Below are 14356 nucleotides of genomic sequence, written 5' to 3'. Positions count from 1 at the left end.
AAATACAAGAATAGAGAATATAGAATACAGGATACAGAATCTGGTATCGCGGCCGGGAGGATTCACGATTCACGCGCTGCTATCGTTTCCAGCAGTTGATCCTCCTTTATGTTGTAAGCGCATTTGAAATGTCCCAGGGGACAGGTTTTGCGTCCATGCAGCCCACAAGGGCGACAAGGAAGGGGTTCTTCTATTTCAACAATAAATCGTTTATCAGACAAGGGGCCGAATCCAAATGAAGGCAGGGTGGAGCAATACACGGCTGTAACAGGTGCATTGACAGCAGAAGCAAAGTGCATGGGCGCTGAATCATTTACATAATTCATCACAGCCTTGTGCATGAGGGCGGTAGACTGCAGGAAGTTGAGCTGCCCACATAAATTGGTGACCGGTGCATTTGGCACCGCTTCTTTTATACTGTCGGCCAGTGATGCGTCGCCGGGACCACCCAACAAGTAAATATTATAGATGGGGGGTAATTTTTGCAGGAACAATGCCCATTTACCGGCAGGGTACATTTTGGTAAACCATACAGATGCCGGAGAAATGGTGAGGTAAGGAATTTCCTGATAGGGTTTTACTTTTTCGTAATCGGCCTGGCTGGGGTAAAGCCTCGGCTTCATGGGGTCACCGGGTACAAAAGACCTGATGAGCTCGTCGTTCCTTTCTATTTCGTGGCGGGTGGTGGCGCCATCGCTGATGATGTGTTTGACGCGCTTTGTAAAAAAGCGACTGAAAGGATTTTTATCAAAACCAATGGTTTCCTTTGCACCGGAAAAAGCGGTCAGCAATCCGGTAGCTGCAAAGCGCTGCACATTGATCACCTTATCATACCTGCGGGAACGTACCTGCCGAAGCAGTTTCAACAAGTTCCTGTTCTTTTGGCCGGAGCGTTTATCCCATACCAGTACTTCGCGCAGGAAAGGATGGTTCTTCAACAGTCCCTCATTGCCTTTGCGTACCATAAAATCGATCTCTGCATCCGGGAAATGGCGGTGCAGTTTTTCAATAATGCCGGTAGCCAGCACTACATCACCTATGAAGGCAGTTTGTATGACGAGGAATTGCACTGGGTTATTTCGAATTTAGAATTCAGAATGTAAGATTGTTACCGCGCCTTTAGATCCGTTTAGTCCGTTTTCGACAAGCTCCTTTAGATCAGGGGGAGACGCCCTTTGAGGGCGACCCACCCTTCGACAGGCAAAGCAGGGCAAGGAATTATGGCCTGATCACTGTTACCTGTCCCCGCTCCCATCGTACCACGGCAGAAGGCGCCGCAATAGCAGCATCCTGTTGCCGGTATTGCACCACATAATCCACCTGTTGTTTGATGGCTTCCGGAATATCGGCAAAGGTACGGGGTGCGGGCTCATTGCTGATATTGGCGGAAGTAGAGACGATGGGCTTGCGGAAACGCTTGATGAGGTGCTTACAGAAAGTTTCCTGTACAATGCGGATGGCGATGGTGCCATCCTGGCCCACGAGGTTGTCGGCCAGACCAATAGCCCCATCATAAATAACGGTGGTGGGTTTGGTAGCTGCCTCCAGGAAATCGAACACGGCCAGGTCGGGGCTGGCCACATACTGAAGCAGATCGCGCTGGTCGGCCAGCAATACGATCATGCTTTTTGACTCGGGTCTTTTCTTCAGTTCATAGATCCTGCGCACCGCATCAGCATTGGTGGCATCACAACCTATGCCCCAGATGGTATCTGTAGGATATAAAATGAGGCCACCTGCCTGCAATACTGACAGGCTATTTTCTACATCGGTATTGAAATCCATGCTGCAAATGTATTGTGTAATTGCAAGACGCGAAAAACCAGTGGCGGCACCAGGGTTTTCCCTGTTCCGGAAGCGGGTAGTTGCGGCATTGTTCCGGTAAATATGGCTGGCATATAGTAGATTTGCAAAAAATTCTTCATCATGGAATTACAACAACTGATTGTTGAAGCCTGGGGCAACCGGGAGTTATTAAAAGAGAATAAATACAGTGAAGCGGTAAGATCTGTGATCGCTGAAGTGGACAAGGGTTTATTGCGGGTAGCCTCTCCCGGTGAGCAGGGCTGGGCGGTGAATGAATGGGTGAAGCAGGCGATCCTGTTGTATTTTGGCATTCAGCAAATGCAGACCTGGACGATGGGGCCTTTTGAATTTTATGATAAAATGGTACTCAAGAGCAATTATAAAGATATTGGTGTGCGTGCGGTACCTCATGCTATTGCACGTTATGGCGCTTTCATTGGCCGCAATGTGGTGTTGATGCCTTCTTATGTAAACATCGGCGCTTATGTAGATGAGGGCACGATGGTGGATACCTGGGCTACCGTAGGCAGCTGTGCACAGATCGGCAAAGGGGTGCACCTGAGTGGCGGCGTAGGCATTGGTGGTGTATTGGAACCTTTACAGGCTACGCCGGTGATCGTGGAAGATGGTTGCTTTATTGGCAGCCGTTGTATTGTAGTGGAAGGTGTAGTGGTAGAAAAAGAAGCGGTGCTGGGCGCGAATGTGGTACTGACCAAGAGCACGAAGATCATCGATGTAAGCGGCGCAGAGCCGGTAGAATACAAGGGCCGGGTACCTGCGCGCAGTGTAGTGATACCAGGTTCGTATACCAAAAAGTTCCCGGCGGGTGAATACAATGTAGGTTGCGCCCTGATCATTGGACAACGCAAACCCAGTACAGACCTGAAGACGAGCCTGAATGATGCATTGCGGGATTTCAATGTGAGCGTGTAGGAATCAAGAATACAGCATTTAGAATACAGGAGCGATTGCGGGTATTCTGAGGGTTAGATACAGAAAAGATTTTCATTTTCAGCCCTGGTTGCGGGTGTTTGCTACTTGCTGCCAGGGCTATTTTTATTGATGACGGAGCTAAAGAAATATAATACCACTACCTGGGGATTTATGATTGCCTTTCTGGGCTCGATCCTGTTCTCCACGAAAGCGATCATTGTGAAGCTGGCGTTTACGCATGTAAAAGTAGATGCGCTCACGTTGCTCACGCTGCGCATGATCTTTTCGCTGCCCTTTTATGTGGCAGCCGCATGGGTGGTGAGTAAACAACAGGACAATACACGGCTTACCAGGCGCCAATGGCTGTATGTACTGATCCTGGGCATCTTTGGTTATTACCTTAGTAGTTTGTTTGATTTTGTGGGTCTGCAATACATTTCTGCGGGACTGGAAAGGTTGATCCTGTTCCTCTACCCTACTTTCGCGGTATTGATCAATGCGTTTGTATTCAAACAGCCAATCCAACGGATGCAGAAGGTGGCGTTGGTGCTTACGTATGTGGGCATTGGGCTGGCTTATTTTGGTGAACTGCGGGTGGATATGCATAACCCTAACTTCTTTTATGGCAGCCTGTTTATTTTCCTGTGCGCCATTACGTATTCGATCTATATAGCGGGCAGCGGCTATATTATTCCCAAGGTGGGCGCTGCCAAATTTACGGCCTATGCGATGCTGGCGGCTACAGGGGGTATTTTCACGCATTTCCTGTTTGCGGGCAATACCGGCGCTTTACAGCAAGGGGCCGGCCTTTGGTGGTATGGCATCCTGCTGGCCATTATAGCTACTGTAATCCCCTCTTTTCTGATCTCTTATGGCATGAAGAAGATCGGCTCCAATAATGTGGCTATTATTTCCAGTATCGGGCCGGTTTCGACCATATTACAGGCGCATTTTATACTGGGGGAAGGTATTTTCCTGGAACAAATTATTGGTACTATACTGGTTATCATTGGGGTGCTGCTGATAGGCTGGAAAAGAAATGAGCAAACAAATTAAAAAAACTCTTTTGTGCAATTGCGATTTGTCCTATATTTGCACCCCTGAATAACAAAGTCAAACGGTCGGAAAGTTGAAAGGCCAACGATCGAATGATACACCTGCCCAGGTGGCGAAATTGGTAGACGCACTGTGTTCAGGTCGCAGCGCTCGCAAGGGTGTGATGGTTCGAATCCATTCCTGGGCACTTGAAGCCCCCGACGATGTCGGGGGCTTTTTTTATGGTAGCGCCGATGTTTTTGGATCAGGTTGAACAATTGGGGGGCTTGTAAGAAAGCGGTTCTTTGGAGCCCCAGGCAGTCACATTTACTGTATAACCATTTTAGTTAACTCAGGAATACTGTATAGTTATTTTAGTAAGTCACACCTGGGTCTGAGTCGTACCTCATTCGTATCTCATTCGGTACCCGCTTAGGCCGACGCAAACCATGCCCAAAATCAAAACAAGCCTAGCCAGCATTCAATTCATCTCACAGGAGCATGAAATGCGCTTTATCTCCGGTGTTGGTACAAGCATGTCCCGAACAAGCCCCCTGTCAAACCCCGTCCTGAGGCCTTTCTGTTGCCTTGTTAAAATATGACTTTAAATGGCTGTTTTTAACTGAATATGACAGAATGTTACAGAACCTAACCAATTGCGTCACCAGCCTGTTGATCATCTTTACAAACGCCCTACCTTTAGGAAAAAGAACGTTATGGCACGACTTACCTCCATACCTACGTTTATCGGCACCTTCGGACCTATAACAGTATATTTCATGTTTGGAAAGTACTATATGCGCTCCCGCAGTTCAATTACCTGCAAGCGCGTTAAAACTGACCCCGCCTTTCGCAAGACTATGCAATATGCGGCCTTGCTGGCAAAAGCCTCGCCCATTGCGTTGAAGGTGTATGCATCGGTTCCACTGCCCTATAAAAAACATAAGGTCCGCTGTAAGATCACGGGAGAAGTAATGACCTGGTTGAGATATGGGTGGTCGGCCACGGATATCATCGAATGGCTTGCACAAAAATATGTCCCGCAATATGGCGGGATGCAACTGTCTGAGGAAGCTCCTGTTACGGTATTAAGGCCATCGTATCGCCGGGCAAGGCCAGCTGTGGGACCTACTGCCAAGGGCTTATTTAAAAATGTCCCTGCTGAACGGCCCTCTTTTGGATTGCTCGAATGGCGAAGGCGGGATAAACAATTCAGGCGGGAGCTTTATAAAGAACGCCAACATCATTCCACAAATGCCCCCAACTATTCAACTTAATCCGTAAATGCCACAACCAATAATTTTTTTCGACTACGATAAAATTACCAAACAAGTAATTGCTTCGGGTATAAGCAAGAAAGATATTTATTCCTATTTCGAGACACCATATGAAAAAGTGTTTCAAGATTTTCTTTGGATAGCCCAGACGCTCCTTTTTATTGCGGAAAAGCAAATTGGTATATCTCCAGCCAGGGTATTTTTCAACAATAGCTTTACTATCAACGCAAAAGCGGGCAAGCAAAACGGCCTTTATCTAATAAGTATAAACTCAGGATTAGTAGTTCAAACCAGCCTCTTCTTTTCAAGGTACGCTGATATTATCGAAGATCCGATGATGACCTTTTTCGATAAGGTCAAAGGTAAATTACCGCATTCAATCCCGACACTTCTGCGAGATTTCAGTGTAAGATTTACAATTGACCATGAGTTCGCCCATCTTTATCAGAAGAGGTCAGTAGATAAAAATTGGATGGAAATGGAATATTCTGCAGAAAAATCAGAAGAATTTTCTATAGAAAACCATGTAATGGAATTTGATGCCGATTTTTGGGGTGTTACGGGCGTAGCATCTGCTATCCATACCTATTTTGAGGGAATAGACGATTCACTGAAGAACGAGAATACGTTATCTGCACTTGCAATTATCGGAGTGACGAGTTTGTTGTGCAAGTTTTACATCGGACAGAAAACTCCAGATAGGCTTTACTTTAAAGAACATAAACACCCGCACCCACTCATACGGGCAATGAGTATTTGCACTCACCTAAATTGGATATTGACTGATAATTTGGGTCAAAAGTTTCACCTTAGCTGGCCCGACATCATGGGCAACGCTATTTTCTTATCTGATAAACTACTTGAAAAAAACGGATTAAAGTTTAAAGGTGACATATTGCTAACTTATGTAAATAATCTAAAGAAGATTCAGGAATACATAAATTATCTAAATGAACAAACTAAACAGTATGGCAATCTCATAATCAACAACCCACCTACTGACAAAATCGATATTTCCTGGGATAAAATCTTTAAAACATTTAATGAAAGTTTCGATAACCCGGATGATGGGGATATTCTTGTCGGAAAAGGGTCACACTTCGCTCCAATTTAGCACTGCAGAATAACAACACTACCCCTTTTCAGCTATTTTATTGCGGGACCTGTAGTAGTAAAACATCTTTAGGGATGACGCCAAAAAAACGCCCGCCTCAGCATAACTGTCCGGCGGGCGCAACTATTCTAACAAATCTTTTATCCACTAAAACCTGAAAGTAATATTGGCGGATACGCGGGTTGGCATTTGAGGCGCCAGCCGGAATGACCAATACTGCTGGTTGGTGATATTGTCGACCTTCAAGCCAAGCCGATACGATCGGCTGTCGTAATAAACTGTGGCATCAAGTATGGTATAGGAAGGAATCGTGAACTGGAATGTGGCGGTGTTGGTCTGGAAGGAACTGCTGCCATAATTGCCACCCACACCGAAGCCCAATCCTTTCACGGCGCCGCTAACGAAGCGGTAGCTCAACCACAAGTTGGCCAGGTGCTGAGGACCAGCGGTTGCAGGTCGCAATCCCTCCACCGATTTATCGGAACGTTTGTACTTGCTGTCATTGTACGTATAACCAGCCACTATATTGAGGCCTTTTATGGGATTGGCAATCACCTCAGCCTCGATGCCTTTGCTCGCCTGGGTTCCATCCTGCAGGCTGAAGCCGGGATGATCCAGGTCTTCTCTTGTCATATTGGTAACATCAATGTTATAATAACTAATGGTGCTGCTGAGGCGGTGGTTAAACAGATCTACCTTAATACCTCCCTCCCATTGATTGGCCTGCTGCGGTTTGAAGCCAAGGCCACTGAAGTCCTGACCGCCCTGGTTGTTGAAACCATTCATGTAGTTGCCAAAGAATGACAATTGATCGGGCAGCAGTTCATACACGATACCAAGCTTGGGAGAGAACGCGGTTTGTTCAAAAGCACCAACGGTAACAGGAAAAATGGGTTACGGGAAGCGGAAAAAGACAGGCTGTATCCGGCAACAGGGATCAGTAAGCATCCTGGTGCATCCAACGCCAACCTGTCAAGTCCGGTTCCAAAAGTGGCAGCATCTTGGAGCGTCTCAACTGCAATTGTACTTAACCGAAAGATTGGCACAAAGAACGCAAGGTCATTATACGCGGGATGCCGATTGCATCAGCATGGTATGACAGCTATCGAAGACAGGCTACAGGATTTTATTCTAATATCTTCCGGAGTTTTGGTACATTTATGAAAAGACGCTGTCTTTTGGCACCAAACATCAACGATACCGAAACTAACCTCTTGCTATTACTGAGAGCCGGAGATGAACAGGCTTTTACCCAGATCTATAACTTGTACTGGGAAAAGCTATTCTTCATCGCACATAAACGTTTGCAATCGGTTGAAGACGCCAAGGAGATCGTTCAAAATGTATTTTTTACACTTTGGCAAAAGCGCGCTCAACTGGAGATCCAGCACCTCTCTTTTTATTTAGCTGCCATGACGCGGTATGCAGTATATCGCCACCTGAGTAATGAAAAAAGAAAAGCAGGACTACTCAGCAGGTTGCACGGTCAGCGTCAGAACACCGACTCTTTCGATATAGACAATAAGCAATTGCTGGACCTGCTCGTACGATTTGCAGAAGACCTGCCGGAAAATTACCGCCTTGTATTTCTACACCATAAATTGTTGGACGAGCCGCTGGAATCAGTGGCAAAACAATTGGGCGTTTCTCCCCGGACTGCCGAAAGGTATGTCAGCAAAGTATTGAGTATCATACGTCATCGCCTGCAAAAGTCAGGTGCTCCACTACTTTTACTTTTTTTATAAATACCTGCGTACGATTTACAGGCTGATGTCTCTTTATAGATATGGGCAGTAAAAAACTAACGGACAGGCAGCTGAGGCAGCTTGCGAAAAAATTCATAGGGGGGACGGCCACTGATGAAGAAAGCGCCTTACTGCATGCCTGGTATAATTCAGTAGATGCTGATCCTACTGAAATTGTACAGGTTGATGCGCCCACCTCCTCACAGGAGATCGGTGCTGCCATCTTTGCCAGCCTACAGAAAAAAATAGAACAGGAAAGAGCCCGGGTACTGGAAATGCCCCAGCGGTCCTTCTCCTGGAAGTATGCAGCCGCGGCCATCCTGGTACTGGTTGTCGGTATCTCCGTTTACCTGAACCTGAAAGTAAAAACAATAGACGAACAACTGGCCACTACCAACCTTACGGTAACAGAGGTGGTAGCGCCACAGTCCACACGCGCGGTGATCACGCTTACGGACGGGAAGCGGTTGTACCTGGACAGTCTTCCCGATGGCATCATTGCCTATGAAGGCAATGCGCGGGTTGTAAAGAAGGCTGATGAGGTGGTATATGAACCCACACCCGATACAAAGATCCTTCATTATAACACGCTGAGGGTTCCGCGCGGCAGCCGGGTGGTGAACCTCACGCTTTCGGATGGCAGTAAGATCTGGCTCAATGCAGAAAGCTCCGTGCGTTACCCTGTCAATTTTACGGGTGCCACCAGAAATGTGGAGATCATGGGCGAAGCCTATTTTGAGGTGAGCAAGGATCCGCAACGCCGGTTTTATGTAAGCTCCCGCGGATTGACCACGGAAGTGCTGGGCACACATTTCAATGTAAATACGTATGCCGACGAACCGGCGATGAAAGTAACGCTGCTCGAAGGAAGTGTTCATATTAACTACGCAGGTGGCGGTGATGCGATGCTGCAACCCGGTGAACAGGGGAGTGTAAGTGAAAGCAGCCCGCTATTGGTTAAAAAGGATATAGATACGGGGGCAGTGATTGCCTGGAAGAACGACAACTTTATGATGAAGGGAACAGACCTCGGCGCGCTGGCCCGGCAAATGGCACGCTGGTACGATATCCAGGTGATGTTTGAAGGCAAGGTACCCAATCGCAAATTCGGCGGCGCTATCAGCAGGAATGTGAACCTCTCCACGATGCTGAAAGCACTGGAAGAAAGCGGGATCGAAAGTCAGTTTGAAGAAGGCAAGGTCATTATCAAGTGAATCGGGAATGGACTAAAAAAGCCAGAAATGAAGCAACATTTCTGGCAGGACGTTTAGGCTATTCCAATAAATACGCAACTGCATTTATTTATCTAACCAAAACTTAGCGAAGTTATGCAATTTATGGCTTCACCACCCCCCTATTGGACGGGGTGTGCCCAAAATCGCGGTAATTCAGACGGGATGGGTCGAAAACCGTCTTATACCCCACTAAAAAAAACATTTCTGGCAATGAAACTAACAGCTATTCTTCTGTTTTGCTTTGCCATGCAGGCCAGTTCAAAAGGCTTCTCGCAGAAAGTTCATCTGACTGTTAAAAATGCTCCGCTGGCCGAAGTATTCAAGGAGTTAAAAAAGCAAACAGGTTTTTCGTTCATGTGGGACGAGCAAACGATGCGTTTAAGCAAGTCTGTTACCATACGGGCTAAAGGAAAGGAGTTCCGGGATGTGCTGAATGAATTGATGAAAAACCAGCCTTTGTCTTACTCGATGATCGATAATATGGTGCTGGTAAAGATCCGCCCGGAGAAACCCGGGATGGTTGCGCCGCAGCCTGCTTCTACACCGCGCGATACGGTGCAGGTGAAGGGACGTGTGCAGAACCAGGCTGGTGAACCGCTGGCAGGGGTTACGGTTTCAGTGAAAGGCAAGAGCACTGTTGTGCAATCGAACGATGACGGCACTTATCATATCGCTGCTGAGCCCAACGAAGTGCTCATCTTTTCGTATACGGGCCTTGGCAGCCAGGAAGAGCGCATCGATCGCCGTACGCAGATCAATGTTACGCTGCAAATTGCCGCCAATGACCTGAACGAAGTGGTGGTGATCGGTTATGGATCGAGGAAAAAGAAAGACCTGGTGGGGGCCGTAGGTGTTGCCAGCTCCAAGGATTTTGGTGATGTAGCTACCAGTAACGCTTCGCAATTGATACAGGGTAAAATGGCGGGGGTTCAGGTACTCGATAATGGTGGGAATCCCGGTGCGGCCACGAATATTGTGGTCCGCGGCACGGGGTCTTTCACCAATACCACGCCGCTGTATGTGGTGGACGGGATCCAAACGGATGTGAATGTTTTCAACTCGCTCAGCCCGTATGATATCCAGGACATCACGGTACTGAAAGACGCGGCCTCGGTAGCTATCTATGGGGCGCAGGGCGCCAATGGCGTAGTGATGATCACTACGCGCCGCCCCAAAAACAAGAAGGCGCAGATCTCATACGACAGTTATGTGGGTGCTTCCAGACCCTGGAAGACCTTCGACCTGATGGATGCTGCACAATATGTAGGGATCGTGAAAGAATGGTTTGCCAACTCCGGCGCTACGATGCCGGGCAATCTGAACAATCCTGATGTATTGGTGACAAGAACGGATTGGCAGGATGTGATGTTCCGGACGGGCAAGCTGCAGGAGCATCACCTGAATATAGGCGGCTCCACAGAGAACATGAATTACACGGTTTCTGCCGGGTATACCAAACAATCGGGCCAGGTGGTGGGTTCGGATTTTCAGCGCATGAACCTGCGCATTAACCTGGAAGAAAAAGCGGGAAAAAGATTCAAGTTTGGCCAGCAGCTCAGCACGCGGTACCGCGTAAGCAGGGGTGTAGCAGCCAGCCTGGTGAATGGGCTGCGTATGCCCCCTTATATTCCGCTATACGATCCTTCGAACCTGCTTGGCGGTTTTGGTATTGCTACGAGCGCCAAAGATGCCAACGATAGCCAGAATCCGCTGGTGGCCACCACGTACAGGGATGTACGGAACCGGGGATTCAACAGCTACCTGCAACTGTACGGAGAGGTACAGCTGATGGAGGGACTTAAATTCCGTTCGCAGATGGGGATCACCTTCGACTTTACGCAAAGCTATAATTATAATCCTACGTATGCTGCCAACCAGCTGGTTACGCAGAACGGCATATCGGAAGCCTATGGTTATAACCTGGGCTATATCTGGGAGAATTATTTCAACTATGATAAGACCTTTGGGGTGCATGGTTTGAACCTGACGGCCGGTATGTCGTACAAGGATGAGGGGCTGCTCCGGGGACTGAGCATCAACGGCAGCAATTTTCCCAATAACGAGATCCATCAGATCGGCGCGGCGCAGACTGCCGTTTTGGGCAGTGCTTATGCCAATTCAGGATCGCGGTTCATTTCCTATTTCGGCCGTTTGGGTTATACCTTCAACGAGAAATATATCCTTTCGGGCACCATCCGGCGGGATGCCACTTCGCTGTTTGCCCGCGACTTCCGGGTGGGTTATTTCCCTTCTGCAGGGGTGGCCTGGCGTTTATCTGATGAAAAGTTCATGCATGCTTTATCCTGGATCTCAGAACTGAAACTACGTGGCAGCTGGGGTAAGACAGGTAATTCGAACATCGCTGGATTTGCCTTCCAATCGAATGTATGGACGGGCTCGAACAACAGCGTTGTGTACCCCCTTGGCCCCGGTGAAACGCTTTTTAATGGTACTACGATCGCTGTTCCTTTCTCACCGGCCTTACAATGGGAAACCACTTATTCAACAGATATCGGTATCGATGCAGGCTTCCTCAAAAACAAACTTTCGGTAAGCATCGGTTATTATAACCGGGATAACCGGGACCTGCTAGTCGGCGTTCCTTTACCTCCTTCCAGGGGTTATGGCGGTGTTGCCGGCGCGCCCAATTCGCAGGTGATCAATGCGGCCTCTGTATATAACCGGGGAGTGGAAGTTACTGTTGGCTATGCGGATCGTAAGGGCGACTTTTCTTACAACGTGAGCCTGAATGCAGCCTACAATAAAAACCAGGTAGAATCGCTGGGTACACAAGGCGCGGTGCCGATCGTGGAGGGGGCCTTCTATGATGTACCTAACTCTACGCGTACGGCCATTGGCTCGCAGATCGGCGCCTTCTATGGATTTGTATATGACCATGTGGCCATCGATGCCAACGATGTAGAAAAATACAATGAGCTAGCCAGGAAGGCCACGGGCAATGCCAGCGCAGTGTACCAGGACGGGCTATTGCCTGGCGACCGCATCTATAAAGATGTCAATGGGGATGGTGTTGTAACAGATGATGACCAGACGGTGATCGGCAATCCTATTCCCAAATGGAGCTATGGGGGCAATATTAACCTGGCTTATAAGAACATTGACCTGATGATCGGTATGCAGGGCTTTGCCGGCGTAGACCTGGTCAATGGACTGAATTTTTACATGCAGGGATTTGCGCTGCCCTTCAACGGGAAAACCGATATCCTTAACCGCTGGCAGAAACCCGGGGACATTACGGACATTGCCCGGGTTGGTCAGAATGTACCCAGCAATGTACAGCGGATGTCATCCTGGTATGTAGAGAATGGTTCGTATCTGCGGCTGCGCAACGTGACGCTGGGTTACACCTTCTCTCCTGCCAAATTGAAAGCATTTACCAACAATACACTGACGAGTCTCCGGCTGTATGTTACGGGTCAAAACCTGTTGACGTTTACAAAATATACGGGATTTGACCCTGAAGTGGGTGGTGGCATTTTCGACCGTGGCGTGGATACGGGCGGTTATCCTCATGCCCGTAGCTTTTTGGCAGGTGTACGGTTGTCCTTTTAATCAACTAAGCTCATTCAAAAATATTCATAGGATGAAAACGAAATTCATTTTACTGGTATGTACGCTCCTGGTGGTATTCACGGGTTGCAGAAAAACCCTGCTGGATACCAAGAACGAGAATGCATACGATGCACTCACTTATTTCAAGACGAAGAAGGAGTTCAATGAAGCGATCATTGCGGGTTATGCGGTACTGAACCATGGGGGTATGATGTCGCGTGAATGGTACTTCAACTTCGACCTGATGGCCAATGATGCTTCACCTGCCTTTTCGCTGGTAGGAACGGAGCTGCAGCTGTCGAACTATAGTTATACCAATGCCAATCCAGACATTGTGATGCTATGGGCATCGCTGTACCGGATGATCTTCCGGGCCAACCTGGCGCTGGAAGTAATGAAGAAATGGACGCCTGGCACCGCTACGGAAGAGGGATTGAAAAAGCAATATACTGCGGAAGCGCACTGGCTTCGTGGTTTCGGTTATTTCTACCTGGTATCCTGCTGGGGCCGTGTACCGCTGAAGCTGGATTTCGAAGCTTCCCTCCGGAATCCGGAACCGCGTGCTGCCGTAGCAGATGTGTGGAAACTGGTGGAAGCGGAGTTTTCAGCAGCTATTCCCGACCTGCCTGTCAATTATGCATCGGGCGATCTGGGCCGGGCTACGAAGGGAGCAGGGATCGCTTATCTGGGAAAAGCCTACCTGGCTCAACACAAGTACGGTCCTGCGGCAGAACAATTTGAGAAACTGACCAAGGCGCCTTATAGTTATAGCCTGGACCCCAGCTTCGACAACCTGTACTCGGATGACAATATCAATTCGCCAGAGGTGGTATTTGCGGTGAACCATGTGTTTACCACGGATAACACGACCTACTACATGTTTGACGGATGGGAAGGTGAGGATGGAAAAACGGCCCATACGGGAAGAGCGCAGGAATATGGGTTCAATGATTGGTATAATGTGGACCTTTCAGATGCGCTGGTGGCAGCTTTTCGATACGGCAATCCATCGCTACCTGGCAATCCGCCTTACCTGGACCCGCGTGCAAAGCTGACGTATTATGGCTCTGCCGGTTCGGGAGGGGATGAAGATATCTGTGACCATTGTCCCGGTGGCCCTTTGCCGTATACCGACCAGGAGATCTGGCATGGTCTTCCTGCTCCGCTTCCAAACACCTGGCGAAAATATGAGCCTTACGAATTTCAACAATTTACGGAAGCTCCCAGAAGCGGCATCAACACGCATGTAGTGCGATATGCGGATGTAAAACTGATGCTGGCGGAATGTTATATCGAGCAAAATACGAAACTACCGGAAGCTGTAGGGCTGATCAATGATGTAAGGAACCGTCCTTCGGTGATGGCTGCGAACTATGCCACGAACCTCAGCCAGGCCAATGCGCGCATTGCGCTCAGGCGTGAACGGCAGATAGAACTGGCGGGGGAACAATCGCGGTGGTTCGATCTCAGGAGATGGGGGATTGCCAAGCAGACTCAGAATGCAGAACGTCCACCGGGTGCAGGCCAACGTGCTTTTGAAGACAAGCACCTGCTGCTTCCCATCCCCTTGGGAGAAAGGCAAACCAACCAGGCAGTGGCGGGTGATATTGCAAATGATTGGAATTAATGCTAAAAAGG

Annotated in this window: 11 protein-coding genes and 1 tRNA gene; 9 read left to right on the top strand and 3 right to left on the bottom strand. The window is 48.4% G+C overall.

The window, feature by feature from the left end:
* Positions 1-62 precede the first annotated feature (62 nt).
* Entirely contained in the window at positions 63-1070 is a 1008-nt protein-coding gene (locus D3H65_RS30430) for a glycosyltransferase family 9 protein (RefSeq protein ID WP_119053922.1), read from the bottom strand.
* A 148-nt stretch (positions 1071-1218) separates the two neighbouring features.
* Positions 1219-1785 (bottom strand): L-threonylcarbamoyladenylate synthase, encoded by a 567-nt coding sequence (locus D3H65_RS30425; RefSeq protein ID WP_119053921.1) that lies wholly within the window; start codon positions 1783-1785, stop codon positions 1219-1221.
* A 141-nt stretch (positions 1786-1926) separates the two neighbouring features.
* Here D3H65_RS30425 and D3H65_RS30420 point away from each other — a divergent pair, with 141 nt between their 5' ends.
* From D3H65_RS30420 to D3H65_RS30400, 5 genes are all read left to right on the top strand, one after another.
* Entirely contained in the window at positions 1927-2739 is an 813-nt protein-coding gene (locus tag D3H65_RS30420) for a 2,3,4,5-tetrahydropyridine-2,6-dicarboxylate N-succinyltransferase (RefSeq protein WP_119053920.1), read from the top strand.
* Between the two features lie 129 nt (positions 2740-2868).
* Complete coding sequence (locus tag D3H65_RS30415) at positions 2869-3795, top strand: DMT family transporter (protein WP_119053919.1); 927 nt, start codon at positions 2869-2871, stop codon at positions 3793-3795.
* A 103-nt stretch (positions 3796-3898) separates the two neighbouring features.
* A tRNA-Leu gene (locus D3H65_RS30410) sits at positions 3899-3982 on the top strand.
* Positions 3983-4490: 508 nt separating this feature from the next.
* Positions 4491-5051 carry a hypothetical protein gene (locus D3H65_RS30405; RefSeq protein ID WP_162915886.1) on the top strand — a complete coding sequence of 187 codons (561 nt, stop codon included), beginning with the start codon at positions 4491-4493 and terminating at the stop codon, positions 5049-5051.
* 7 nt (positions 5052-5058) lie between these two features.
* Complete coding sequence (locus tag D3H65_RS30400) at positions 5059-6165, top strand: hypothetical protein (protein WP_119053917.1); 1107 nt, start codon at positions 5059-5061, stop codon at positions 6163-6165.
* A gap of 147 nt (positions 6166-6312) precedes the next feature.
* Here the strand turns inward: D3H65_RS30400 and D3H65_RS30395 are convergent, their stop codons facing one another.
* Positions 6313-7056: a TonB-dependent siderophore receptor gene (locus tag D3H65_RS30395; protein ID WP_119053916.1), complete on the bottom strand. Its 744-nt coding sequence runs from the start codon at positions 7054-7056 to the stop codon at positions 6313-6315.
* A gap of 287 nt (positions 7057-7343) precedes the next feature.
* Between D3H65_RS30395 and D3H65_RS30390 the strand changes: the two genes are divergently transcribed.
* The 4 genes from D3H65_RS30390 to D3H65_RS30375 all read left to right on the top strand — a co-directional run bounded on the left by D3H65_RS30390 (position 7344) and on the right by D3H65_RS30375 (position 14345).
* The gene (locus D3H65_RS30390; RefSeq protein ID WP_162915885.1) at positions 7344-7910 is read left to right on the top strand and encodes an RNA polymerase sigma factor; all 567 of its coding nucleotides are present in this window, start codon (positions 7344-7346) and stop codon (positions 7908-7910) included.
* Between the two features lie 41 nt (positions 7911-7951).
* Entirely contained in the window at positions 7952-9124 is a 1173-nt protein-coding gene (locus D3H65_RS30385; RefSeq protein ID WP_119053914.1) for a FecR domain-containing protein, read from the top strand.
* Positions 9125-9355: 231 nt separating this feature from the next.
* Positions 9356-12718: a SusC/RagA family TonB-linked outer membrane protein gene (locus D3H65_RS30380; RefSeq protein ID WP_162915884.1), complete on the top strand. Its 3363-nt coding sequence runs from the start codon at positions 9356-9358 to the stop codon at positions 12716-12718.
* Between the two features lie 31 nt (positions 12719-12749).
* Positions 12750-14345 carry a RagB/SusD family nutrient uptake outer membrane protein gene (locus D3H65_RS30375; protein WP_162915883.1) on the top strand — a complete coding sequence of 532 codons (1596 nt, stop codon included), beginning with the start codon at positions 12750-12752 and terminating at the stop codon, positions 14343-14345.
* Positions 14346-14356 lie beyond the last annotated feature (11 nt).

Origin of the sequence: Paraflavitalea soli, assembly GCF_003555545.1 — a bacterium.
GTDB classification, from domain to species: Bacteria; Bacteroidota; Bacteroidia; order Chitinophagales; family Chitinophagaceae; genus Paraflavitalea; species Paraflavitalea soli.
The sequence above is the reverse complement of the archived record's forward strand: the minus strand, read 5'-3'. Positions and strand labels throughout refer to the sequence as shown.

Bases quoted from the DNA above. Each gene is read 5' to 3' on its own strand.
- D3H65_RS30425 (WP_119053921.1), bottom strand. From the start codon at position 1,785: ATGGATTTCAATACCGATGTAGAAAATAGCCTGTCAGTATTGCAGGCA.
- D3H65_RS30420 (WP_119053920.1), top strand. From the start codon at position 1,927: ATGGAATTACAACAACTGATTGTTGAAGCCTGGGGCAACCGGGAGTTA.
- D3H65_RS30415 (WP_119053919.1), top strand. From the start codon at position 2,869: ATGACGGAGCTAAAGAAATATAATACCACTACCTGGGGATTTATGATT.
- D3H65_RS30405 (WP_162915886.1), top strand. From the start codon at position 4,491: ATGGCACGACTTACCTCCATACCTACGTTTATCGGCACCTTCGGACCT.
- D3H65_RS30400 (WP_119053917.1), top strand. From the start codon at position 5,059: ATGCCACAACCAATAATTTTTTTCGACTACGATAAAATTACCAAACAA.
- D3H65_RS30385 (WP_119053914.1), top strand. From the start codon at position 7,952: ATGGGCAGTAAAAAACTAACGGACAGGCAGCTGAGGCAGCTTGCGAAA.
- D3H65_RS30380 (WP_162915884.1), top strand. From the start codon at position 9,356: ATGAAACTAACAGCTATTCTTCTGTTTTGCTTTGCCATGCAGGCCAGT.
- D3H65_RS30375 (WP_162915883.1), top strand. From the start codon at position 12,750: ATGAAAACGAAATTCATTTTACTGGTATGTACGCTCCTGGTGGTATTC.